Origin of the sequence: Sphingobacterium athyrii, from assembly GCF_003071065.1 — a bacterium.
Taxonomy (GTDB): domain Bacteria; phylum Bacteroidota; class Bacteroidia; order Sphingobacteriales; family Sphingobacteriaceae; genus Sphingobacterium; species Sphingobacterium athyrii.
This window is the reverse complement of sequence record NZ_QCXX01000004.1, coordinates 815356-840901: the sequence shown is the minus strand read 5'-3', so window position 1 is coordinate 840901 and position 25546 is coordinate 815356. Positions and strand designations below refer to the sequence as shown.

19 protein-coding genes are annotated in these 25546 nt (G+C 41.1%); 5 read left to right on the top strand and 14 right to left on the bottom strand.

What is annotated here, in order from left to right; all coding sequences use genetic code 11:
- Positions 1 to 14: 14 nt before the first annotated feature.
- Both priA and DCO56_RS17880 read right to left on the bottom strand, forming a co-directional pair.
- Positions 15 to 2498: a replication restart helicase PriA gene (gene priA, locus DCO56_RS17885; RefSeq protein WP_108635083.1), complete on the bottom strand. Its 2484-nt coding sequence runs from the start codon at positions 2496 to 2498 to the stop codon at positions 15 to 17.
- A 148-nt stretch (positions 2499 to 2646) separates the two neighbouring features.
- Positions 2647 to 3036 carry a DUF423 domain-containing protein gene (locus tag DCO56_RS17880; protein WP_108635082.1) on the bottom strand — a complete coding sequence of 130 codons (390 nt, stop codon included), beginning with the start codon at positions 3034 to 3036 and terminating at the stop codon, positions 2647 to 2649.
- Between the two features lie 269 nt (positions 3037 to 3305).
- On the opposite strand from DCO56_RS17880, the gene DCO56_RS17875 reads away from it, so the two are divergent.
- The 3 genes from DCO56_RS17875 (at position 3306) to DCO56_RS17865 (ending at position 8104) form a co-directional block, all read left to right on the top strand.
- On the top strand, positions 3306 to 5945 hold the full coding sequence (locus tag DCO56_RS17875; RefSeq protein ID WP_108635081.1) for a hypothetical protein: 2640 nt from the start codon (positions 3306 to 3308) through the stop codon (positions 5943 to 5945).
- A 117-nt stretch (positions 5946 to 6062) separates the two neighbouring features.
- Complete coding sequence (locus DCO56_RS17870) at positions 6063 to 7073, top strand: DHH family phosphoesterase (protein ID WP_108635080.1); 1011 nt, start codon at positions 6063 to 6065, stop codon at positions 7071 to 7073.
- Between the two features lie 23 nt (positions 7074 to 7096).
- Positions 7097 to 8104, top strand: coding sequence for an FKBP-type peptidyl-prolyl cis-trans isomerase (locus DCO56_RS17865; RefSeq protein WP_108635079.1), 1008 nt, complete (start codon positions 7097 to 7099; stop codon positions 8102 to 8104).
- 78 nt (positions 8105 to 8182) lie between these two features.
- On the opposite strand, the gene DCO56_RS17860 is transcribed toward DCO56_RS17865, so the two are convergent.
- Genes DCO56_RS17860 through DCO56_RS17850 form a run of 3 tightly spaced genes read right to left on the bottom strand, consistent with a single transcriptional unit; the run spans position 8183 to position 11725 of the window.
- Positions 8183 to 9361, bottom strand: coding sequence for an ABC transporter permease (locus DCO56_RS17860; RefSeq protein WP_108635144.1), 1179 nt, complete (start codon positions 9359 to 9361; stop codon positions 8183 to 8185).
- 11 nt (positions 9362 to 9372) lie between these two features.
- Entirely contained in the window at positions 9373 to 10329 is a 957-nt protein-coding gene (locus tag DCO56_RS17855) for an HlyD family secretion protein (RefSeq protein ID WP_108635078.1), read from the bottom strand.
- A 1-nt stretch (position 10330) separates the two neighbouring features.
- Entirely contained in the window at positions 10331 to 11725 is a 1395-nt protein-coding gene (locus DCO56_RS17850; RefSeq protein ID WP_245935867.1) for a TolC family protein, read from the bottom strand.
- A 320-nt stretch (positions 11726 to 12045) separates the two neighbouring features.
- On the opposite strand from DCO56_RS17850, the gene DCO56_RS17845 reads away from it, so the two are divergent.
- Both DCO56_RS17845 and DCO56_RS17840 read left to right on the top strand, forming a co-directional pair.
- Positions 12046 to 12813, top strand: a complete 768-nt coding sequence (locus DCO56_RS17845; RefSeq protein ID WP_108635077.1) for a TatD family hydrolase — start codon at positions 12046 to 12048, stop codon at positions 12811 to 12813.
- A 13-nt stretch (positions 12814 to 12826) separates the two neighbouring features.
- Complete coding sequence (locus DCO56_RS17840) at positions 12827 to 13846, top strand: asparaginase (RefSeq protein WP_108635076.1); 1020 nt, start codon at positions 12827 to 12829, stop codon at positions 13844 to 13846.
- Between the two features lie 9 nt (positions 13847 to 13855).
- Here DCO56_RS17840 and DCO56_RS17835 read toward each other — a convergent pair whose 3' ends face one another.
- The 9 genes from DCO56_RS17835 to pyrR all read right to left on the bottom strand — a co-directional run bounded on the left by DCO56_RS17835 (position 13856) and on the right by pyrR (position 25433).
- Entirely contained in the window at positions 13856 to 15163 is a 1308-nt protein-coding gene (locus DCO56_RS17835; protein ID WP_108635075.1) for a bifunctional folylpolyglutamate synthase/dihydrofolate synthase, read from the bottom strand.
- Between the two features lie 11 nt (positions 15164 to 15174).
- Positions 15175 to 16002 (bottom strand): energy transducer TonB, encoded by an 828-nt coding sequence (locus DCO56_RS17830; protein ID WP_108635074.1) that lies wholly within the window; start codon positions 16000 to 16002, stop codon positions 15175 to 15177.
- A 58-nt stretch (positions 16003 to 16060) separates the two neighbouring features.
- Positions 16061 to 16471: an ExbD/TolR family protein gene (locus DCO56_RS17825; RefSeq protein ID WP_108635073.1), complete on the bottom strand. Its 411-nt coding sequence runs from the start codon at positions 16469 to 16471 to the stop codon at positions 16061 to 16063.
- Positions 16471 to 17178 carry a MotA/TolQ/ExbB proton channel family protein gene (locus DCO56_RS17820; protein ID WP_108635072.1) on the bottom strand — a complete coding sequence of 236 codons (708 nt, stop codon included), beginning with the start codon at positions 17176 to 17178 and terminating at the stop codon, positions 16471 to 16473. Before DCO56_RS17820 ends, DCO56_RS17825 begins: the two co-directional genes overlap by 1 nt.
- Before the next feature lie 25 nt (positions 17179 to 17203).
- Entirely contained in the window at positions 17204 to 18613 is a 1410-nt protein-coding gene (locus DCO56_RS17815) for an HU domain-containing protein (protein WP_108635071.1), read from the bottom strand.
- Positions 18614 to 18653: 40 nt separating this feature from the next.
- The gene (locus DCO56_RS17810) at positions 18654 to 20405 is read right to left on the bottom strand and encodes a porin family protein (RefSeq protein WP_108635070.1); all 1752 of its coding nucleotides are present in this window, start codon (positions 20403 to 20405) and stop codon (positions 18654 to 18656) included.
- 6 nt (positions 20406 to 20411) lie between these two features.
- A complete protein-coding gene (locus DCO56_RS17805; RefSeq protein WP_108635069.1) occupies positions 20412 to 23450 on the bottom strand; it encodes a tetratricopeptide repeat protein in 3039 nt (1012 codons plus the stop codon).
- 379 nt (positions 23451 to 23829) lie between these two features.
- On the bottom strand, positions 23830 to 24768 hold the full coding sequence (locus tag DCO56_RS17800; protein WP_108635068.1) for an aspartate carbamoyltransferase catalytic subunit: 939 nt from the start codon (positions 24766 to 24768) through the stop codon (positions 23830 to 23832).
- Between the two features lie 101 nt (positions 24769 to 24869).
- A complete protein-coding gene (gene pyrR, locus DCO56_RS17795) occupies positions 24870 to 25433 on the bottom strand; it encodes a bifunctional pyr operon transcriptional regulator/uracil phosphoribosyltransferase PyrR (RefSeq protein ID WP_108635067.1) in 564 nt (187 codons plus the stop codon).
- Positions 25434 to 25546 lie beyond the last annotated feature (113 nt).

Genomic DNA, 25546 nt, shown 5'->3' with positions numbered 1-25546 from the left:
CAAGAGCTACGGTCTTAATAGGGATCGACATCGACCTGGACACGAACACCAGTATTGGTCTTATCAAGCTCAAAATCCAATAAAACGGATCGGATCAACTCCTTTACCTTGGCAATACTGATATTTGTCCGTTCAATCTTGAGAGTAATGGTCTGAATAAAATTATTCCGCACGCGGGACACCAGTGGCGGTTCGGGGCCTAAGACCCTTGCGCCCAGTTGCTGACGCAGTGCCGAAGCAAAACGATTGGCAGAATCATAACATTTTTGAAAATCAATATGCTTAATATCAATACGGATAAGCCGATAAAATGGAGGATAAAGATAATTCTTCCGCTCTGTGATTTCTGTCATAAACATCCCCTCATAATCATTGTTAACGACCTGCTCCAAGACCCTATGATTGGTGGTATAACTTTGGATAATTACTCGTCCTCCGGCTTCCCGGCGGCCAGCTCGGCCAGCAACCTGGGAAAAGAGGGAAAACGAACGCTCATAAGCCCGAAAATCAGGAAAATTAATAATTGTATCCGCATTCACCACTCCGATTAAGCTGACACGTCCGAAATCCAGCCCTTTGGCTACCATCTGCGTACCGATCAGCACATCAAACTCATGCTCATCAAAGGCCGTAATGATCTTGTCAAATCCATACTTTCCTTTGGTGGAATCCAGATCCAACCGGCCAATACGAATCTCCGGCATCAGCAATTCCAGTTCCTCTTCCACCCGTTCCGTTCCAAAACCCTTGCTTTCGATGTGCGGCATCCCACAAGCCGGGCAGACCCGCAGGGGCGGTTCAACATGTCCACAGTAATGGCAATGCATCATATTGGAACTTTTGTGATAAGTTAAACTAACATCGCAATTCACACATTTGGCTACAAAACCGCAGGTATTGCACTGGATCATGGTGGTATGTCCACGCCTATTCTGAAACAGAATAACTTGTTCCTTATTTTTAACAGCCTCTTCAATAGCCTTTAACAACGTCCCTGAGAAATAGGAGAACATATTTTCTTTTCGCCCTTCCTCAGGAATATTGACCAGTTCGACACTGGGCAATTGTGCATTACCATAACGTTCCAACAACTGTACAAATCCGTACTTCTTTGCCTTGGCGTTATAATAGCTTTCCAACGATGGTGTTGCAGACCCCAACAGCACCTTAGTTTGATGCAAAAATCCTAAATAAATGGCCGTATCCCGAGCATGGTAGCGTGGTGCCGGATCAAATTGCTTGTATGAGCTTTCATGTTCTTCATCGACAATAATAATTCCCAGATCCTGAAAGGGAAGAAATACAGAAGAACGGGCGCCAATAACGACCTGAAATTCGTCCTTCATTACTTTGTGCCATACTTCGGCCCGTTCGTTGTCATTGAATTTAGAGTGATAAACTCCGAGCTTATCACCAAAATGTAATTTTAGACGCGCTGTAATCTGTGCCGTCAATGCAATCTCCGGCAAAAGATACAATGCCGATTTCCCCGCCGCTATGGCCTGTTCGATCAGCCTTATGTAAATCTGCGTTTTACCCGATGCTGTAACGCCGTGTAAGAGTGTCACCTCTTTCTCTTCAAAAGATGCGCTAATTTCATCGTAGGCTCTTTGTTGGTTTTCATTGAATTGAAAATTGGCATCCAGTTCGATATCTTCTCCCTGAAACCTCGACACGACCTTTTCCTTTATTTCAAATACTCCTTTGTCGATCAAAGCTGTGATCGCTGCATTACCGCAGCCTGAGGCCTCTGCCAGCATGGGACGCGTAATCTCCTCCGTTTTCTTGACGAGCTGCATAAATGCCAGGACCGCATCCTGCTGTTTGGGCGCACGGTTGAGACTATCCAAAAGTTCACGCTTCGCATTCTCATTTCTAAAGTCCGGAGCAAAACGCAGAAATGCTTTTGTTTTAGGTTTATACCTTTCTGTAATTTCCTCTGAAATAAGGACGATACCTTTGTCAAACAATTGTTTTAATATCGGAAATACGGTTTTCTGTCCCAGTAACTTTACGATATCATTGACCTTAAGTTCTCCCGCCACCTCCAGCGCTTCAATAATGAGGTATTCTTTATCAGATAGCGTTGATCGGTCAAATTCCGCTGTTATCGAAGACGCTACTTTTGTTTCACTTGCCAATTTTAATGCCGCTGGAAGAGCAGCTTGCATGACCTCACCCAAACTACACATATAGTAATCTGCCAACCAATCCCACAATTTAAATTGGGCCAGATTGACGATAGGCTTGTCATCAATGATATCTAAAATATACTTTGCTTCGTATTTTAGTGGAGCTTCTTTGCTGACAGATTTCACCACAGCCGAATAAATTTTATTTCGTCCAAATTGCACGATGACCCGAATCCCAACCTGTACCCGATCATTCCAGTCAGCCGGAATACGGTAGGTGTATGTTCTTGCTAGAGCCAACGGTAGAACCACATCAATGAACAAGGTATCTCTTTCACTAAAAATCGAAGATTGCGGATTGGACATAATTTCTTATTATGGGATAAAAATACAAAAAAAGCCGCAGAAAGAACAGCGAAGTCCTCCTTCAAAAAGAAAGCCTTCCCGGACTTAGTCTTTGGGAAGGCTCCATATTTTTAAGGCTCCTGGGCTTTATTTAATGCAAACAGCAGGGTTATGATTTGTTCTTTAGCGCGGCCACAAATAAGGCAATCCACCCGATGATCAATGATAGCCCCCCCAAAGGAGTGATAGGTCCCAAGATGGCGGGATTCCCAAAACCGGTTATCTCCCTGACACTAAGAACATATAGCGACCCCGAAAAAAAGATAATACCAACAATAAAGGCGATAAAAGACACTTTAATTGAATAGGTTTTTGCACGCGAAAAAGTAGATAAAAATAGCAATGCAAAGGTATGATAGAAATGATACTGATTTGCAGTTTTCCAAGTTTCGATATGATATGCACTTACCTTTCCTTCTAGACCGTGGGCACCAAAGGCCCCTAATATTACAGCTAATGCTCCTAATAACGAAGCGGCTAAAATGATTCTCTTATTCATTATAATAAAGTGAATGCTGAAAACGTGTTTCTCCGATAAATGTATTAAAAACCGAACAAAATAAGGAATATTTTGTTAAATTTATATTACAAAGCCCCATTATCGGGATGATTTTCTAGCGCTTCCCGCATATTTTTGTTAGGTTTGTTTTACTGATGAAACCATCATAAGTTTATCCAGGTTGATAGCTTCATTACTATAAAAAACAAATTGACTGAAACGTGTTCATCTATACCATTGAAGATGAGCACTCATAAATATATATTCTGATGAAAAAAACAATAGTCATCACTATTTTATTATTCATAGCCGTCATTGCGGCAACGATCTATCTTTTCGGAGATTTTAATAAAAACAACAAACAGGATTCAAAGGCCTTACAATATTTACCAGAAAACACCCTGGCCATTGCATCTTTCGCCAACGACGAGACTGTAGACACAATATTTAATGAGTACGAATTATTTAAGGCCATTCTGGGACAAGGAAATTTTGATGATCTCGAACGATTAAAAGGAGAATTGCTGCGCAGTGAACAACTCAGCCCCTTCGTTACTGGTCAACAGATCTTGTTATCTTTTCACCGGGAAAAAGATCAGATAACACCACTTTATAGTGTTCAGGTTGGCCAAAGTCTGGACAATAATTCACTGGGCACACTTGTCGGACAGATCGGTAACAATTACAAGGTGCAACTATTTGACACCCTGGGGCAACGATTCTTCGGCCTCAATAAGGGAATAAAAGACAGCACGCTCTATTGTGCCTATTCACATGAAATTGTTTTTGCCAGTTATTCAAAACAGGTTCTCGCACAAATTTTCGACAAGAATGTCCGAAAAATAAATACAAAACAGATTGAGTTCTTTGTCAATCACAACAATAAAAATACTCCCCTCAGTCTGTATTTTTTCAATGAACAGCTCGCGCAGGTTGCCCGGATATTGACGAAATCAAAATTTGGCAATTACCTCAATTTAATCGATTCACTGAAGGGACAAACCTCCTGGAATATGAATTTTAAACAGGATGCGCTTATCTTTAAGGGTGAAACAGATCTTACAGGAAGTAAAAACAGCTATCTGCAATTATTTGCCAATCAAACACCCCAAGTTCAGGCATTAGGAAATTATTTACCAAAAAATGCGGCTTCTTATATTGATTTCAGTATTTCAGATGCAGCCAGCTTTCATTCTGGATTAAAAGAACTGTTAATCCAGCAAAAAGAATATGACCGTATAAGCAAGAACGTTAAAAATTTCGAAGATGACACTAAAATTTCCTTTGATAGCGTCATTACACCGCTCTTCAATGATGAATTTGCACTGGCTGAATTGGATAATCAAGATGTACTTGGATTAATCAGCTTATCAGATTCCAGCTTATTTGCAAATAACTTCAAGAAATTCAGTTCTTCAGTAGGTGACTCAATCTATCAATTTAAGTATTCTCACCTCTTATATGCCTCTTTTGGTGAACCGTTCAAGGGTTTCACAAGGCCCTATTTTACCATCGTTGACAATATCATGGTTGTCGCAAGCAGAACAGGAATTCTACGGGATTATCGCGAATCATTCCGTGAGAGGCAATTTTTATCGGGCACTGCTATTTTCAAGAATCACGCAGCTTTACAAAACAGCCGCAGCAATGTCACCTTTTATTTGGAACCGAAAGCTGCTAAAAGCACTATTTTGGATAACCTAAAATCCGATTATGCAAAGAATTTTAAAGACGAGGAGCAATTTGGCTTTCAAAACTTTTATTCCTGGTCATACCAGTTAAGCGGCAATCAAGGCACATTCGCATCCAGCTTATATGGACTTTATAAAAGTGATACACGTCTGGGTGGCAAACCGGAATGGACCGTTCAGCTTGAAAACCGTATGATCAATAAGCCGTGGATTCTGGATCAGGATGGTAAAAACAAATTCATCATGATCCAAGAGCAGGATCATACCGTACATGCGTTTTCACCAGATGGAAAGGAACTTTGGCAAAACCTTTTCCAGGGCGAGATTTTGGGTGAACCGATTCAATTACAAGATCTCAGTATTGTCATTGTCACCAAAAATCGGCTGTACCGGATTACGCCCGACGGGAAAAATGTAAACGGCTTTTCGGTCGAACTACCTTCTACCGCAAGCTATGGCGCTACAATGACCAACTTCAATAAAGAACAACGAATCTATATCCCGGCCACGGATCGCATTTTGGCTTATACTTTAGATGGCAAGAAAGTGGAGGGAATGGAGAATAATAGTGTAGACAGCCGTATTCTATTTGACCTCAAAACAACAGCTTTGGGCCAGACGAATTACATTATAGCAGGCACCAGTACAGCTTCTGTTTATTTTTTCAATGAAAATGGCAAAATTATCCGAAAACAAACTTTGGACACCGAAGGCGAAAGTGTTAAGAACCCGATCGGTCTAGTCGCTGCTTCAGATGAAAAAAATTCGTTTGTCTATGTTGCCGATAATAAAGGCAGTGTTTTCAAAGTTCCTTTTGAAGGTGAAACGAAGAAAATAAAACTGGGAAGCTGGGGCAAGGATGCTTTCTTTAACTTCGAAGATATCAGTGGCGGTGCCGATCGAGATTTTATCATTTTAGCCAACAATAAATTGAAGGCCTATAGCGCAAGGGACTCCTCCTCCTATTTTGAATATAAATTCATTGAAGATGCGAGCAACAGGCCACTGTTTTTTAAACGTATCGGTAAATCCGATGTATTGGGAGTCGGCACTGACAATCGCATGATTTATGTCTTTGGGTCGGATGGTTTGATACAAGAAGGATTCCCAATGGAAGGCTTTTCAAAGTTCTATTATGGACCGATTAACTATGGCGACAATGCGAATTATCTGATTTGCATGAAAAAGGATTTTAAGGTTTATGTTTACAAGTTTTAAAAACTTGTAAATCAATTTTTTAAACCCAAAACAAAACAAAATAAGACGCAAAAGATGTTTATAAAAAATTTGTCTAATCTAAATTTTTTATAGTAGGTTTGCAGACTTAATATGACTATGCTAAAATCGGAAGAATTAAAAGAATTATTGGCTGAACCAAAGCGTATTGTAATCACCACACATTACAAGCCGGACGGAGATGCATTGGGTTCATCCTTGGGATTATATTTTTGGTTAACCACAAAGGGACACCATGTTAATCTAATCGTACCATCAGATTTCCCGGCTTTTTTAGACTGGCTGCCCGGTTTGGAAAAAGTGCAGATTTATACGCAAAATATTATCCTACATAATCAGCAGATTGAGACAGCAGATGTGTTATTCTGCCTGGACTTCAACGGTCTGAGCCGTATTCATGAGATGGGAGACCCTATCCGTGGGGCAAAAGGAATCAAATGCATGATTGATCATCACCTGGATCCGGAAGGATTCGAAGATTATGCCTTTTGGGATCCTTCAGCAGCTGCAACCGCGCAATTAATCTACCGTTTTTTGGTGAATGAGATGCAAGATGAAGACAGTATCAGTGCGGATATGGCTACTTGTCTTTATACGGGTATTATGACCGATACTGGCTCTTTCCGTTTTCGCTCTACGACATCCGAAATCCACCGTATCATTGCGACTTTAATTGACTGTGGCGCACAAAACTGGGCGATCCATGAAGAAATTTACAACAGTTCTTCGGAAAGCCGTCTCAAGTTTCTGGGCTTTTGTCTGCTCAACCGCCTCGAAGTCATTCACGAGTATAATACCGCTGTCATTCATGTAACCAAAGAAGACCTCAATCAATTTCAGGTCATCACAGGAGATACCGAAGGTTTGGTCAATTATGCACTTTCCATCAAAGGAATTCGATTAGCTGCGTTAATTATTGACAGAAATGAACAAATTAAACTATCTTTGCGATCGATTGGAGAAGTTCCCTGTAATGAAATCTGTAAATTGTATTTCAATGGGGGCGGCCATCTCAATGCTTCCGGCGGAAATTCGAAAGATAGTCTGGATGTTGTGATCGCAAAATTCAAATCCATTTTACCAAATTATAAAGAAATATTAACAAAATAAGATATCGTAACATACATTAGAAAATGAAGAAAGCAATTCTATTTTTCGCGGCTGCCGGTCTTTTGATGACGTCATGCCAAAAATTCAAAAAGGCTGAAGGTGGTCTTGAGTATAAGATCGTGGATGATAATGCAAAAGAAAAAGCAGTATCTGGCGATTTATTAGCTATTGACATTGTACAATCAACAGATAGAGATTCTGTAATGAGCAGCACTTACGAAATGGGCATTCCTCAGATCGTTCAATTATATCCAGACAGCGTTATCGCAAAAAATCCAGGTGATCCAACAGGTTTATTCAAATATGTCGGTGAAGGTGATAGCTTGGTATTCAAAATCAACTTGGATTCCATGGCTGCGAAAACTCACCAACCTAAACCAGAATTTGCTGACAAATTCTTAGTGTTCTCGATCAAAGTGAAAAAACACTTCAAAAAAGGAAAATTAACAGATCAACAATTGGGTGAGCAAGTGCAAAAATACTTTGAAGAAGAATTGAACAAACACAAATCTGCTGAGCCTGCAAAATTGGAGAAATACATCAAGGATAAAAACTTGAAAACAACAAAAACAGCTTCAGGTCTTCAGTACGTAATCACTAAACCCGGAACAGGAGCAAATGCTAAAGTAGGTGATTCTATCCATGTAAACTACGTAGGTTCATTGACTACAGGACTTGTATTTGATACTAACCTTCCGGATGTTGCGAAAAAAGAGAAAATCTTTATGCCACAACGCCCTTATGAAGCATTGAAATTCCAATTGGGTGTTGACGGTGTTATCCCAGGTTGGACTGAAGCATTCCAGTTGTTCAACAAAGGGACTAAAGCGACTTTAGTTATCCCTTCTTCTTTGGCCTACGGTGACCGTCCGTCAGGTAAAATCCCTCCTTATGCACCATTGGTGTTTGAAGTAGAGGTATTGGATATCAAACCAGGAAAGGTTCCAGCGCCAGCGCCAACTACTCCAGGTACAGTAGCTCCAACAACAACTGCCCCTGCTGCTACAAAAGCTCCGGCAGCTAAAAAATAATTTAGCATAATAAATTCGCTAACAAACAAAAGAGCCGTTCCCACATATGGAACGGCTCTTTTGTTTGTTATATTTTCTTTAGTCCTGAACCTGTTTTTGCTTATCAGCCTGTTTTAATTTTCTTATCTTCCACCAAAGCACGGCTACAGCCAGCACAAAACAGACGACCGCAATGATCGTCAAAGCCCATAGCGCTTTGTTGGTATGGTAGTTTTCCGCATGCTGAATAAATAGCAGTCTAAAAATCCGCAGATAATGTGTCGAAGGAATCACGTTGGCAATCCCCTGTACCCAGCCCGGCATTAAACTCGCCGGCCAGGTAAATCCGCTCAAGATAAAAGCAGGCGTCGCAATTACCATCAAGACCTCCGTTGACTTTAACTGAGAAGGTAAAATCATACTCACTAATACACCAATAAAGCAAACCGCCAGCAGAAACACGAAAGTGCATAACACAAAACGGCCAAAGTCAGCATGCAGAGGCATTCGATAATATTTCCCAAAACCCCAATACAGCAGCAATATTCCAATCGACATCAATACATAAGGCAATATCTTGACGAGAATAAGTCCAATCGGATTGGAAATTTTCCGAACAAGATCAGCGAACGTATTTCCCTCAAATTCTGAGGAAAAAGATAATGCCAAGCCCAATAACAAGACCTGTTGCAATACGGTGATCAATACTCCGGGCAACATAAAATAGAGGTAATTACCGCTTCGAATATTTTGCTTAACTATCGTTGTCTTAAACGGTTCATATTGTTGAGCTGCCACCGTTGCCGGTACACCACGCTTCATTTGCGCCTGAATCTGAATACCCGCTTTCATCGTCATCGCACAGACGTTAACGGCCATTAACGCCGTGTTGGAGGTCAACGTATTCGCACCATCAACGAATACGGTCACCTCGGGTAGACGGCTTTGTTGTACCCCCGAAGCAAAGCCCTTGGGAATATGAACAATGGTTGTTGCATCGTATTGGATCGCAACATCCTTCGAATCAAACAAAGATGGTAATACCTTCGCTACCCGAATGCTTTCATTGTCCGAAAGCATATCTATAAATGAACTGCTTAAGGGGCTATTGTCTTCATCAACAATAATAACAGGCATTTTAGTAACCTTTCCCTGTTGGTACACATGACCAACGAGAACACCATACAATACTGGTGCGCCTAAAAAGAGCATCAACAAAACCTTATTGTTAAAAAAGAGCTTAAACTCCCGTTGGATTAATTCTAGAAATCTTTTCACATCCATTCCCTTTAATTCGTATGGAGAACCACAAGCGTTTTTGTTAACAAATCTTTTGTTCCAGCCATATCCTCGGGGACAACCTTTAATTCAAAGACTGCTTGCTGTGGATCAAAATCCGGATATGCTGAAGCGATATTGGCATAAGAATTCAGTGCTTTTACGCTAACGATCTTGGCCGATACCTTTTCGTTGCTCCGATAAGGTATCTCTACGGTTACCACAGCCCCCTTCTGCAATTTCCCGATCTGATTTTCCGGCAGAGTAAACCTAAAATAGATAGAACGGTCAAGAAAGCCATTTACAATGGGATAGCCGGCCATGGCCAGTTCTCCCACTTTGAGATTGATGGTTTCTACGCTCATGTCCTGCGGCGCGATCACATATTTCTCCTGAGCAGCAACATTCACTTCAGACATGGCCCCAAGTGCTCTTTCTTTTTGACCTAACGCCATAATCTGTTGTTCCTGCCGAGCTCCGCCTCGCGCTTCCGCCATTTCGGCTTGCGCAGCCAAGTATTGGTTTTTTGCGCCTTGGTATTTCGCATAAGTTTCATCATATTTCTGTTGTGGAATCAAACTGTCCTGCAATAAAGCTTCAAGTCGACCAATGGATTTCTTCGCAAATTCATACTGCTCTTTCAAGCCATCTACCTTTGCTTGCAGTTGGACTAGCTGTCCTTTGGTCGCACCTTTGACGGCCATATTATATTGTGCGTCGGCAGATTGCAGCGCCCCTTTCGCCTGTTCCTCCTTTGCGTCCACCTCAGGAATACTCAAAATAGCCAAGGTATCCCCTGCATGTACAAAGTCGCCCTCCTCAACTAAGATCCTGGCGATTTTTCCGGGTACTTTTGTGACGACGGTCACCTGTTCACGTTCTACTTTTCCCTCAATAGGTTTTTCTTTCACTTGATTTGTACAGGAAACAAAAATAGACAAGGCTAATATCCCATATAAATTTTTCATGTTACTCATGTATAGTTTGTAATAATTTTCCAGAAGTATGTAATAATTCGACAGCAGCATTTCGTTGCTGCAAAACGTTATTAAAATAACCGAGGTTAACCTTATACCAGTCATTTTCCGCCGCCAGCAACTCCGTCACATCAATCAACCCGGCCTGATATTGCTTTACGGCCATTGATAAGTTGTTTTCAGCGGCTTTCAGCTGTTGTTCACCTACTTTCAGTTTTTGATTTCCGGTACTGTAACCTACCTTATTTTTACTTAACAACAGATTAAGTTTTTCCGCTGTATCTTCTCTTTTTGTCGCATTAATGGTTTGGTCAAGCTTAACCTGTTTAATTTTATTATGATGTTCTCCGCCGGTATAGAGGTCCCATTTTACTCCGAGCCCGACCAATAGATTTGGACTTCCTTTGATTGAATTTAAGGGCAGATTCACTGTTCCCAATAGTGGCTGGTCTTTTATGCTCAATTTTGAATTGAATACATTTAAGTAATTTGCCGATCCAAAAGCAAAAACAGCCGGTAGAGATCCCCCCTTTTCCTTTTTGTATAAATAATCATAAGCTTTTGATGATGCTTCCAGGGCTTTAAGTTCCGATCGCTGCTCAACATCATTGGGTATTTCCGACAAAAATATCGGCTTTAGTCCATAGTGAATGCCGCCGACTTCCTGAAAAGAAACTCCAGTTTCCTGCTCAATCTTCTGACAGAGGAGATCACGATTTCCGGCAAGCTCCACCTTCTTCTCCTCTAATTCTAGGAGCGCCAATTTGAGTTTATCTCGATCATAGGGAATAGCCAGACCATTTTGTATCGCTTTATTGACTTTCTCCTGCTCTTTTTTTAGTCTCTTTTCCGAATCTGCGATAAGTTTGTCGACTTCGTCCAGCAGCATCAACTGGTCAAAAGAAGCGATAATATCCTTGGAGAGCGTCTCTCGGCTCGCAGATTCCAAATATTGTTGTGCCAGGGCTTTCTCTTGGAGTGCCTTTATGCCATTGGGAATCTGTAGTCCTGAAAAAATAATTTGTTTTACCGAAACACCCGCATATGCGGCCTGCCCATGCATGCTGAATCCAGTCGCACCCTCAAAAAGTCCCAGGTTCAGCAGTGGAACATTCACGGTCGGAATATCCACGCTACCATTGCTATGCACATACCCATATAACCCCAATGCGGAAACATGTGGCAGCCTGTTGGCTTTTACTCCTTCGGCTTCCAGCCTTGCTTTATCAACTTCATATGCCTTCAGTTTTAATTCCTTATTTGTTTGAAAGGCCTTTTGAATAATATCTTTTACCGATGGGTCAATCATTGACTGCGCATGCAGCTTATTTAAACCCATAAGCGATGCAAAGGTGAACAAACCCATACATAGTTTCTTATTCATCATATGATTCATTTATTCTTTAAAAAATAGGGCAACAACCGTTCTTCTGTTTAACAGCAAATAGTAAAGTATGTTTTACAACATGCGATTTTTTCCAAGATAAGAAAAAAGTATAGCCCATATATGACTCAAATTCTCGTTTTTGGCTTTATAGCTAAAATATCCAATAAGAAGAGAATCCGTTATTAATTTTCATTTTGTTAATTATTAAGTTATCTTTGGAGAACGAATTGAAATTTTGGTAATGAAGCCGACCTCTTTATTCGATAATAACAAAAAGAAGTTTTTTACCCTAACCCACTTTTGCCTCCACGCAGAAAACTATGTTGCTTACTGATACACATACACACATCTACTACCATTCAGGTACCAATAAACTGCAAGAACACCTACAACGTTGTTTAGACAACAATATAGAACGCCTTTTTTTACCAAACGTAAATAGTGCTTCCATCAAACCTGTATTCGATACGGTTGCAGCTTATCCAGAACATTGTTTTCCTATGTTAGGACTACATCCCTGCGATGTTAAGGAAAACTATGTGGACGAGTTAAACAACATCCAAAAGAGCTTGGAAAATAACAAAGTCCATGCCATAGGTGAAATCGGGCTGGATCTTTATTGGGACAAAAGTACGCTAAACATCCAAAAAGATGCTTTTCGAACACAGGTAAAATGGGCTAAGGAACTCAATTTACCGATAGATATTCATTGCCGTGAGGCATTCACCGAATTGTTCGAATTATTGGAGGAACTTAAAGATGATAAGCTATTTGGTATCCTCCATTGTTTCACGGGGACGTTGGAACAGGCTCAGCATGCGATTAACTTGGGCTTTGCACTTGGAATAGGAGGTGTTGTCACCTTTAAAAAAGCAGGATTGGACAATGTCGTCAAAGAAATCGACCTAAAACATATCGTCCTTGAAACAGATGCGCCCTACCTCGCCCCTGTTCCTTATCGGGGTAAAGAAAATGAAAGCAGCTACCTCGTGTATGTTGCCCAAAAGGTTGCCGACCTACACGCGATTTCCGTTGAACAGGTCGCAGAAATTACAACCGCGAATTCAAAACGTATTTTTGGTATATAATCTATAGAATCCCATGCACAATATTTTTATTATCTACACTGGCGGAACCATAGGAATGGTCAAAGACGAAACGGGTACTTTTGTCCCCTTCGACTTCGAGCTAATCAAGCGTAATCTTCCTGATTTAAGCCGTCTGGATTATAAACTGACCGTACACTCTTTCGAACCGATCATCGACTCTTCCAACATGAAACCGGAAATCTGGATTGAAATGGCCCAGATCATCAAAGATAATTATGCGAACTACGATGGGTTTGTCATCTTACATGGATCAGATACGATGGCATTTACAGCGTCTGTGTTAAGTTTTATGCTTGAGGGCCTGCAAAAGCCGGTCGTTCTTTCCGGATCACAATTGCCTATTGGAGAGATCCGCACAGATGCACGCGAAAATATGATGACAGCGCTGGAAATTGCTTCTGCCAAACAAGACGGTGTTTCGATTATCCAGGAAGTATGCATCCTGTTCGACAACAAATTATTCCGAGGAAACCGCTCTTTCAAATATAACTCAGCCAAATTTGAAGCATTTAGATCCCCCAATTACCCTGTACTTGTCGAAGCAGGCATTCACCTTAAATACAATACCGACGCGTTATTAAATAATATTGACAAAGAATTTATCTTACATACCAAACTGGATAACCGCGTTGCTGTATTGAAGCTCTTCCCGGGAATATCCGCGCAGACCATCAAATCTGTCCTGGATTCGGATGTACGATCTATTGTGATGGAAACTTTTGGTTCGGGAAATACCACGACAGATAGCTGGTTTCTAGACCTATTAAAAGGAGCCATTGATCAAGGGAAAAATATCCTTAATATTTCACAATGTAAGGTTGGTTCAGTCGAACTTGGGCGGTACGAAACCTCACAAGGCCTGAAAGCCATCGGTGTGCTCAATGGATATGATCTTACATTTGAAGCTGCTGTCACTAAGCTTATGTACCTCCAGGGCGAGCTCGAAGATCAAAAAGAAGTGGCCTATTGGGTAGAAAAAGATATTCGCGGCGAACTGACGGTTAACGATTAGAAAAAAGTACTATGACCTTTCACCTATCTCCGCCAGGACTTCAGCTACCACAAAATTACTTCCGCCCACAAAAATCAGATCTCCCCTTTCGTATGCAGCCTTCGCCGCAGAAAAAGCCTCCTGTACAGAAGAATATTCTCCACCATTCAGGTCAAAAGCCACTGCCTCCTGACGCAGTAAATCCGGGGGCATTGCCCTCGGCATATCCGGTGCAGCAAAATAATAAACTGCATCTTTGGGCAGGTAAGGCAACATATGTGTCAGGTCTTTATCGCGCATAGCTCCAATGACAAAATGTAATTTGTTATAGGTAGTCGCATTTAGATTTTTCAACACCTCATGAATGCCGTCCTCATTGTGTCCGGTATCGCAGATGACAAAAGGATCTTTGGAGAGCTGTTGCCAACGTCCCTGGATACCTGTGGTAGACTGAACATGCTTTAAGGCTTCATGTACATGGAACGAGCTGATTTCAAAACCTTGCTTACGTAGTTCATCCACAGCCAAAAGAACACCGGCAAGATTCTTCACCTGATAAGAACCTTTGAGGTCAAGCTGATAAATATCCTCGGCACCATTTCCATCAATCGCTTCAATATGCAGGTAATCCTGGTCAACGCTCAACATCCTGGTCTGATAAACCTGAGATGCAAATTGAATGGGAGCTGCCTCAGCATGAGCCTTATTCAAAAATACAGCTGCTGTTTCGGCAGCATACTCAGAAATGACCACAGGTGTATTTTTTTTAATAATACCTGCTTTTTCGCCGGCAATCTCTACCAATGTATTTCCAAGCAGATTCATGTGGTCAAAACCGATGTTTGTGATCACGGACAATAAGGGTTGAATAATATTTGTACTATCCAGTCTCCCGCCAAGTCCAACCTCAATAACAGCGATATCAACTTTACATTTCTCAAAATAGTCGAAAGCCATCGCTACGGTAATTTCAAAAAAAGAAGGCTGAACATCTTCGATCAGCGCCTTATGCTTTTGAACGAAATCCGTCACAAATTCCTGTTCGCACATGGCGCCGTTGACACGAATACGTTCTCTGAAATCCAGCAGATGGGGTGATGTATAGAGTCCGGTTTTATAACCTGCCTGCGCCAATATCGCCGCCAACATATGAGAGGTAGAACCTTTTCCGTTGGTACCTGCAATATGTAGGGTTTTGAATTTTCGCTGTGGATTATCCAGCGCATTGCAAAGTCTGATGGTATTGTCAAGGTCTTTTTTGAAGGCTGAGGCACCATCCCTTGTAAACATAGGCAATCGAGTATATAAATACTCGATTGCCTCTTTATAAGCATTCATCTGAATGATTTTTATCTTAATCTAAAATTGAACACAATCCGCCCCGTTTGGGAATCTGGTGCATTAGCCAATTGATTTAGCCGTGCACCGCGGACAGCACGTTCACATTTCTCCAACAATGTTGGATCCGTGATTGTAGTCCCTTTTACTCCCGCACGCGCATAGGTAATCACGCCTTGCTTATTCACTCTGAATTCCACAGCAACCTTACCGGCTTGTTGACCATTATCGTCAATGCTTGGTCGCTGGGTAAAACTACGGTTTTCAATAGACAACATCATATTGCCGTTACCTGATCCCCCCTCACCATAATTACTCGCCAAGGGATCGCCCAACTTAGAACCTTGGTTTCCCGGTGTTGTGCCAGTACCGTCTCCAGCACCCTTGCCATTGTTTTTATTGCCTTTAAAAAGCGCTTTCGCATTTGCCTGTGGTGCTACTTCTTTTGTCTGCTTAGTTGTTTCGGGCGCTTTTGATACCACTTTCTTTTCCGTTTTTGTGACGGCTGGAGCCTCTTCCATATCTTGCGTGACAACTGCTTTTTCGGCAACTTGTTGTGTTGGTGTAGGTGTTGGAGTCTCCACAGGATCTATCCGATCCGGTCGTTCACTATTTGCATTCGGATCAATAGAGGGTTCTTCTACACTCATGTAATCGTCGCCCATCCCCTCTGGAGAAGTTCCATAGTTTACAATCATACCGCCCATACCATACTCATCCGGTTCCTGCGCCTTAAAAACTACAAAGAAACCAATCAAAAGCAGTGATGCCATGACCAATGTAGATATTCCCAAAGCCTTAGGGAAATTATTTTCTTCATGTTGAAGATGATATCGCATTGTATAAATCTCCTATATTAACATATGAGCAATAAACTTCAAAAAAGTTTAATTGCCCCTACTTATCTTTTTTAGGTTCTGTTGCCAGCACCACTTTCACTTTCAGACGATTGGCTACATCCATGACCGAGATCACGTTCTGGATAGGAACAGTATTATCGACATACAGCATAATGGTCAATTCTTCGCCACTGGCCATCTGCGATTGGATTGCTGCTTCCAAACCTTCTACCGGAACAGGATTTTTATCGATAAAATAGCCCAACTCCTTTGTAATAGATACTGTAATTGTCTTTTTTGCAACAGATTGCTCACCTGCGCTTGACTTTGGCAACAATAGCTTGACCACTTGCGGATTCGAAACTGCCGACGCCAACAGGAAAAACAACATCAGGAAAAACATGATGTCGTTTAGCGCTGAAGTATGTACTTCGGCAGATGGTTTATTTTTTCTACTTCGTAAGTTCATTATCTTCCCGGTTCATCCAATAAATCAATAAATTCTACTGCATCGGTTTCCATACGTAAAATCAATCGTTCAACCATCATATTTAAGATATGATAGCCTAAATAAGCCAGGATACCGACAGCAAGACCTGACGCTGAAGATACCATTTTCACATATAGACCACCGGATACGGATGCAATGTCGATACCACCCGCCAATTCTACCTCATGGAAAATCTTGATTACCCCAAAGATAGTACCAACGAAACCAAGCATCGGAGCGATACCGGCGATAATACCAAGGATATTGATATTTTTCTCCAATTTAGCTACTTCCAATTTACCGACATTCTCAATAGCCCCCTCAATGTCTTTGATGGGCCTGCCCACGCGTAACAGTCCTTTTTGCAACATGCGTCCTAAGGCCGAGTTGCTGGAACGGCATACAGCCAACGCAGAGTCTAAATTTCCAGACAATACATTTGCTTTCACTTGAGACATCAAACTATTATCGTATCTGGCGGCTCTGCGAATGGTCAGATAGCGTTCAAAAAAGATAACCAATCCAATAAAGAACAGTAATAGGATTGGAATCATTATCCATCCCCCTTTGATCATCATATCGATCAAACTCATGTTTTCTGTACTAGCAGCAGCAGGTAATGGTTGTTGCGCAGCTTGATTAAACGTATCTACAGCAGCCCTGGCTGTATCTTGCACTAATGACATAATTATTAATAGTTTTATATAGTTTCTATAATGTTTCTACCCAAGCACCTTCAATTTTTCCCGCTACAGATTTTTGAGCGAGGTCAGCCTCTGCTTTTGTCATGTAGGTATTCAAGATGATCTTCTTTCTATTCCTTTTATACTTTCCTTCCACAGCGCGAGCAGTCTTGTAGCCTAGCATCCGAAGACGTTTTGCCTCTTGCTCTGCCTGAGCCATTGTGCGTGCCGAACCGATCACAACCTGATATTTTGGCTGTGCTACGGGTATGGATTCTTTAATGACTGGATCCGCCTGCAAAACAGGAGCAGCTTTCCCAGCCGCCGCTGTATTCTTGCCTACTTCTACGGCTATACCCTTTAGTGAATCCGCTGTTGTTTTTGCTAAGGAATCCACTTTTTTTAAACTGTCCGCGGCGAGCACGTTGGATGATGAATCAGCAGTTGGCAGATTATTTTTCTGAACGGCTGTATCAGCAGCGGTTTTTAGTGCGGGCCGGGCTCCCCCAAACAACGAATTTTTCAATCCCGGATTCGTATACAATACGCCTACTGCAATCATGACCAGTACAATGGCTGCTGTTAGCCAGTACCAGATCGCATTCGAATTGCGTGGCTCCTCCTCATAAATATGGGGTGCATAAGCAGAATTTGCAGCGGCAATTGCGCCAACTTCTTTCTGCGTGTCAATTTGCTCCTCCGTAGATGTTATGGTATCCTCCGGATTAGCTATAGCTGGTACTGCCACGGCGTCCAATAGTTCGGCATCCACAGGGCTAGCCTCTTCTTCAGCTTCTGGGGTATCGGACTCAATCTCCGATTCAACAATAGCTTCAGCAACAGGAAGCGAATCTGCATCGGCAAGAGCCGCGGACTCTTGTTCCTCCTGCTTAGCTTGCTCTTCATTTTCAACACTGTCTGTTGCTTCAACGACAGGTTCTTCTGCATTGATTTCCCCAACGACATGTTCTGATGGGACAGATTCGACCGACTCAGCAAGCCCGTGTTCATCTTCGCGCACCGGAATAACTGTTTCGATTTCAGGACCAACAAGATTGACAACAGGTTGAAAATTAAAGCCAGAGAGGTCCAGCGGTTTAAAAACCAAACTCGAACCATAACTTATCAACAGACCGAGATCCTCCAGCTTCGCTTGACCAAATTGTCCCAGATCATTTCGCAATGCCCTAACGGTATCATCCAATATTTGCTGCGCCTGCACCAAACTCAAATGCTCCTGCTGTTGGATATAATGCACGATATTGAATCCCCGTTGTGCGGAATAGTCCAGCTCAACATAAGAAATGGGGGGCAAAAACACATTGTTCTGTTTATCGAATTGAGCCGGAGAATGAATTCTTTTGAACACACCTATTCCGGGCACGTATACTTCCGCATAGCGTCTTAATAAACTATTGATGTCTTTGCCTAGATTCATTGTTCTCTGATTTAAAATGCAAATTTATAATCTTAATTCGTTAAAACGAATAATTAAGACCACCAATTACATTGAAGCCCAATCTTGGATAATACATGTAACGTTCGTATTCCTTTCCAAAGATATTATTTGCTTTCACGAAAACACCAAATTGTTTTTTAATTCGGTATTCAGCACCAGCATTTAAATCAGCAAAGGAAGCAATCGTCACCTTGTGACCACTATCCGCTATACGAGTACCATCACTGTTATAATTGTAAACATACGCATAGGTATTACCTTGGCTAGAAAGCTCTGCATCGACGAAGAATTTATCTGAGATATTGAAACGCGCATTGGCCTGCAACCTAAATTTAGGTAAGCCCCAAGCCTCTTCTTCGTCGCTCAGGTTATAGTCATCAATAAATACTTTACCACCTAGATTAACCAATTGTGATAAACGTACATTGATCTCCCCTTCCAATCCCATATGCTTCGCTTTATTGATCTGGCCATCATAAACCACATCAAAAGCCCAAGGAATATATCCGCCTTGATTATCGCCAAACGCACTATTCTTAAACAGAGGTAATCCTTCGATCTGTTTGTAAAACACCTTCACCTTATAGCCAAATGTCGCACCTGCATTACCTTTTAAACCACCGTATACATTCAATTTTTCAATTGAATTGGCGATCCTGACGTTTGGTGCCAAATAAGGATTTTCCTTCGCAAAATTTCGGAAGGATCCCTGTCTTACATTACCATTAACTCCGGCAAATAAAGAGATGTATTCCGGAGCCAAAGAAAAATCCGCTTCAACCGATGGAAAAACATTAAAACGGGACTCATCACCAAATTCCGAAGTCAGGTTGGCTCCCAAAGTAACATTATAGTTATCCCCCTTAAATCGAATGTACGGATTGATCAAAAACAAATTGTTCTTCACATTTGCCGTATCATTTTCGTTTTTGACATCGTTCATGGTGACACTCAGGTTGGCTCCAACATTGAAAGCGCTCATGCGTTTGTTGAGATAACCGGACAGCGCAAAAGAATTTTCTTTTGCCTTATAAGCATCCTTAAATAGGTAACCATCTACCTTTGCAGCGTAGCTCATCGCCTGCTCATTTTTTGGATCAACGTTACTTGCCAGTTCACCATTTAAATAGATATCGGTGAATGTTTGCTTATCCGGGGTGGTATTCAATAATGTCGTCCCTGGTTGGTCAAATGTCTGACCGTAGAAATTTGTGCCATACCTATTGTAGCCTAAGGTACCTTTTACAGTCACGGCATCCAGCACACGGCGTCCGAAAATACCAATATCCTGTGTACTGAATTTCTGTCCATCAATATTGCCCTTTTGGCTTAAGTGTTTTGCAAATAGCCCAAAACGCGTATTTTCAAACTGCTCGGATGCCAAATATGCTTCACCTAAAATCGAGTTATAATTACCTATTCCAAATTTGACATAATTGCTGCTGTGTTCAAAAGGTTGTGCAAATGGTATTTCCTGCACATTCAATTGTTTCAGACCAGTATTGATATCCAACTTTTTATCAATGATATTACCGTAGTTTAATTTGGGCTGATATTCCCGTTTGTTGGTCATATCAGGACTACGACGGATTTTTACAGCATCAGCAAGAATCGGTTTGTAATCGCGAACAACATCAAAAGAATCAATAGTGACCGGTTTTTCAGGATCATTCTTCTTGCCTGTTTCCTGTGCAAAAGAATTCAATCCCACGCCCATCAAAAGCGCCGCTAAGGTATATTTCTTCACATTTCTATTTTGCAACTTCTTCATTGTATCCTATTTCTTTTTGTTGTTCAATTTATTTAGACGCTCTTTTGCAGCAGGCAAAATATCGTCTTTCGCATCGTAGTTATCCACAATTGATTCCAATGTCGCTTTCGCCTGGAATGTATCGCCTTTACCCGCATAGGCATCAGCCATCGTGATAAAGCTTTTCGCTACCCAATATTCATAAGAGGAGAAATTGTCAGACAAATCCATTGCCGTTTTAATACAGGCATCGTACTGTTTATTTTCCAATTGAATAACAGCGACATTATATTTTGCTTCCGCACCGTATACGGTACGACTCTTCAAAGCTGCTAAACTGAATTCCTTCATCGCCTCAGTTTTCTTATTCTGCTTCACATAGCATTTTCCTGCATACAAGAATGCGTTCGCGATCTCTTCTTCAGAAGATTTCTCGTAATTTTTCACCGCATTCGTGTAGTTTAACGCTTCTTTGTAATCACCGATTTCATAATAAGAAACCATTAGATTATTGATTGCAAAACCGTAGTTAGATTTGTATTCAGAGGTAAGCTCCAATTTTTTCAACAACTGTGTTGCTTCGTTATATTTCTTCTGTTTCAAATATAAATTGGACACTGAAATCAACGTGCGTTCCGTATACGGTGAAGTCCAGTCATTCAAGATAACGTTATAATCGTGTAAGGCATCTTCGGTATTTCCCAATGCCGCATTACTTTCCGCACGAACAAAGCGCGCATATTTCTCTTGATTTGGTTTCGGGAATTTATCGAAATAAGCATTTACAGCCTCGACTGCTCCTTTGTAATTGCCTCTCGAGAATAAAGTCGTTGCTGTTGAGAACGAACGTGAATCTTGTTCTGACTTCGAGACATCACCTAAATTAGTTCCCGTGGCATATTTGATATACCCCGTCGCATCCCCTTTATCCAGGTAGATATTCTCAATTGATCGCATGGCCTGTCTAGCTTCATCCGTAGAAGCGTATTGATCAACGACACGTTGGAACGTTGCCAAAGCTGCATCATTGTTGTCCTGATTATATTGAACCAACCCGATTGTTACTAAAGCACGTGGCACATAACTGCTTCGCGGATATTTTTCAACCATCGTTTGAAGTCCGGCAATTGCCTGATCGCTTTCTCCCATCAAGAAACGGGTGTAAGGAATTTCAAAAGCAATATCATCCGCATAATTAGAATTTGGGAACTGAGCAATAACAGCATTCAATGTTGAAATTTTGCCATTATTATCGCCTTGCAATCCTTGAATAATACCTCTTTGAAATAAAGCATAATCCTGACTAGGCGCTTTAGACGATATTAATTTGTTATATTCCGTTAATGCTCTTCCGTAATTTTTCGATGAGAAGTATGAATCACCTAAACGTGCGATGGCATCATTACGTGTATTCATCTCTATGCCTTTAGAACCGCCAGAGGCTAAGAAGCGTTCAAAGTAATTCGCAGCCGTATTATAGTTTCCGTTACGGAAAGCTGCGTAAGCCAAGGCGTAATTTGCATAACTGTATACATCGGTTTTATTTGCCCCAGGCAAACGTAAGAATTTATTGAAATTCGTTACCGCCTCACCGTATTTGCGTACTTCATACATCGCTTCTGCCTTCCAGTAAGTAGCCAAAGCGTAGATTTCTTCGTCATAACGATGCTGTTCAGAACGCATGAACAAAGAAATTGCATTTTCAAAAGCACGCTCATTATAATACTCCAGACCCCGGTAATAGGTTACTTTTTGATAAGCAGCATTAGCCTCTTTTCCCCGTTTTGGAATAGACTCTAAAATATCGACCGCATCACGGTAGTTTTTAGTGCTCAACAAGACTTCCGCCAATAGCGTTTTCGCTTCTTCCTGGCGTTGTGATTTTGGATAAGTTTTTAAATACTCCTGCGTAGAAGCCAGGGCGACCTGATGGAACTCCAATTCATACGACAGCTTCGCATAGTTAAACAACCCCTCTTCTTTCATCGCTGGATCAAAATCCAATTTTGAGGCTCTGAAAAACGCGTTACGCGCAGACTGCTTATTTCCCTTTTTCAGGAAGCTGTCCCCCAGGGTAACCATGGCCGACTGGTAATAAGCATCAGGCTCCGTCATTTTCTCCAGCTCTGTGATAGCCTTATCGTAATCCTTTAGCTTGTAAGCGATATACCCGATCTGATAGCTATCTTGATTATTTTGGGTCTTGCCCTGATCTTGTGCCTGGAACTTATCGTAATAATCTTTTGATGTTTTTAAGTCACCTTTGATAAAGTATGTCGCCGCGATAATACGGAACATCTCTGTTTCATTTTCTTGTTTTGTTTTTGACAAAATTGGTAACGCATAGTCCAACACATCGTCGTAGCGTTTATCCAGGAAATACAGCGCAGTGATATAATAAGGGTAACTATTTTCGAATTGCTTAGATCCATTTAGACGTTCAAATTCATTCAATGCCGTTTTATATTCCGCATCTAAATAACATAAATACGCATAGTAGTAGATTGAGGCTTCCTGAAATTCAGTTTTCTGATCTTTCAATCCCTCAAATAAGGGCTTTGCTGTCTTATAATCTTTCGTCATGAAAGAGGCGTAACCCAATTTAAAGCGATATTCTACATTTTCTTTACCGGCGAGATTTTTACTGTCAATCTTTGTAAACCATTCAATTGCCTTAACATAATCCTTTTTAGCATAATATGATTTACCTATCTGAAAGTAAGCGGCTTTAGAATTGGCGCTTACAGGGAAATCTTTAATATATTTTAGGAAACGATTTTCGGCATCTGACTCGCCCAATTCCAAGGCGCATACCGCTTGGTAATACCGCACATTTTCCTTTAATAAAGATAGCTCCTCCGTCTCGTCCAATTGTAGGTTGGATTTCGTCCGCAAGGCCTCCACACGATCAAATTGTGCCGATGCGGAACCGAATTTTCCGCGTTCATACAATTCCATTCCAGTCTTGTATGCCTTGTTGATTTGTTGCCATTCTGTCTGTTGCGCTAATGCTGGCGTCGCCATAACGGTTAGTGCAACTCCCACCTGGTAAATCTTCTTATACATAATATGTGAAACCTTAATATGTTATTTATCTGCAAATGTAAATGAATCTCCCTTCAAACCGAGGTAAATTTGCCTTGACATGCAAATTTAATGACCTCTCCTCTTTGATTGGCCGCTTTAAGGTAAGCCAAAATTTATTGAAAATCAATTCAAACCTCCCCCTTTTGAGAGATAGTTTTATTCATTTTACTAAATTATACTTTAATTGAGCTATTTTACACAAAAGTTATTAACATCTGTGAATAATCCAGTATTATAACGGAAATTTTGCACAAAAAATATGCCCGACCAAAAATAAAGTCAGGCATAATATTGTTGATTGATGAATCTGTCAATTTCGTCCTCCGGTATCTAAAACTGGCTCAAAATCAAAATTCAGTTAGCCACGTTGTCCGGCCAAAAGATACAATACCGCCATCCGAACAGCAACTCCATTTTCAACCTGATCCAGGATAATGGAGTGTTCACTATCGGCAACATCGGAGGTGATTTCGACCCCACGGTTGATCGGTCCGGGGTGCATAATCGTAATCGGTTTTTCCAAAGAATCCAAGATTTCCTTATTTAAACCATATAGCATGGAGTACTCTCTCAAAGATGGAAAATAGGCAATATCCTGACGTTCCAGCTGGATGCGTAACATATTTGCCACATCACACCAATTCAGTGCTTTTCTCAGGTCATGCTCCACCTTTACACCCAAAGAAGTAATATGCTTAGGAATTAATGTAGTTGGTCCGCATACCATGACTTCAGCACCCTGTTTTTGAAGACATAGAATATTTGATAAGGCCACCCGGGAGTGGGTTATGTCACCAATAATAGCAACTTTACGTCCCGCTACATCGCCAAAGCGCTCGCGTATTGAAAAGGAGTCCAAGAGCGCTTGCGTAGGATGTTCATGTGCCCCGTCGCCAGCATTCACAATTTGCGCATCAACATGTTTACTTAAGAACACACCTGCTCCGGCGTAGGGATGTCGCATCACAATCATATCCACCTTCATCGCAAGGATATTGTTGACGGTATCAATCAAAGTCTCCCCTTTACTCACGGAAGAAGAAGAAGCCGCAAAATTGACAATATCAGCAGATAGTCTTTTCTCAGCAAGTTCAAAAGAAAGCCGCGTACGTGTTGAATTTTCAAAAAACACATTGGCAATGGTGATATCCCGTAGAGAAGGCACCTTTTTGATCGGTCTATTTAATACCTCTTTAAAATTACTCGCTGTATCCAGAATCAATTGGATATCTTGTTCATTTAGATCTTTGATTCCCAACAAATGGCGAGTACTTAATTGTTCTACTGCAGCTGACATTTTATAGTATATTCAAGTATTTACTAATCATTTTTTAATTGAAGTGTTCGTTCCCAAGGGCCTATTAGAACCTTCCGTTATTTCTTTACTGAACCGGATTTCTAATCATTACCCAAAGGTTTTTTCTCCGTGACCAAGATAATGCTATCCTGATCGTCAGATTCTTTCCAGTTCACAATGACTTTTTGTGAATCTATAGAATCAACTTGTATTCCAATATAATCGGGTTGAATCGGAATCTGCCTGGAGAAGCGACGATCGACTAAAACAAGCAATTCAATGCTTCTTGCTCTTCCAAATGCCTGTACAGCATCCATGGCTGCGCGAATGGTGCGTCCTGTCCACAAGACATCATCAATAAAAATAACGTCTTTACCTTCTACAATAAAATTGATATTTGTACTATTTGCTAACAACGGACCTGCATTACCTTTTGTACGGAAATCGTCCCGATAGAATGTAATATCCAGATCACCGACCAAGATCGGTTTTTCGATCATGCGTTCAAGTTCTTTGACGATACGTCTAGCTAAGAAAGTTCCTCTTGGTTGAATACCTATGACGACTGCATTTGAAAAATCACCGTGATTCTCAATCAATTGACGACATAGTCTTTGAATGGTGATTTGAAATTTTGGTCCGTCTAATAAAATCGACTGTTTCATTATGGGAATGTTTGAGCAAAGCTACACTTTTTTTAACAAAAACTATCGCTCGTTTCCCAATTAATTTCAATATTTCAACTCGTTTCCAGCATTAACGAAGAGACTAATAAATT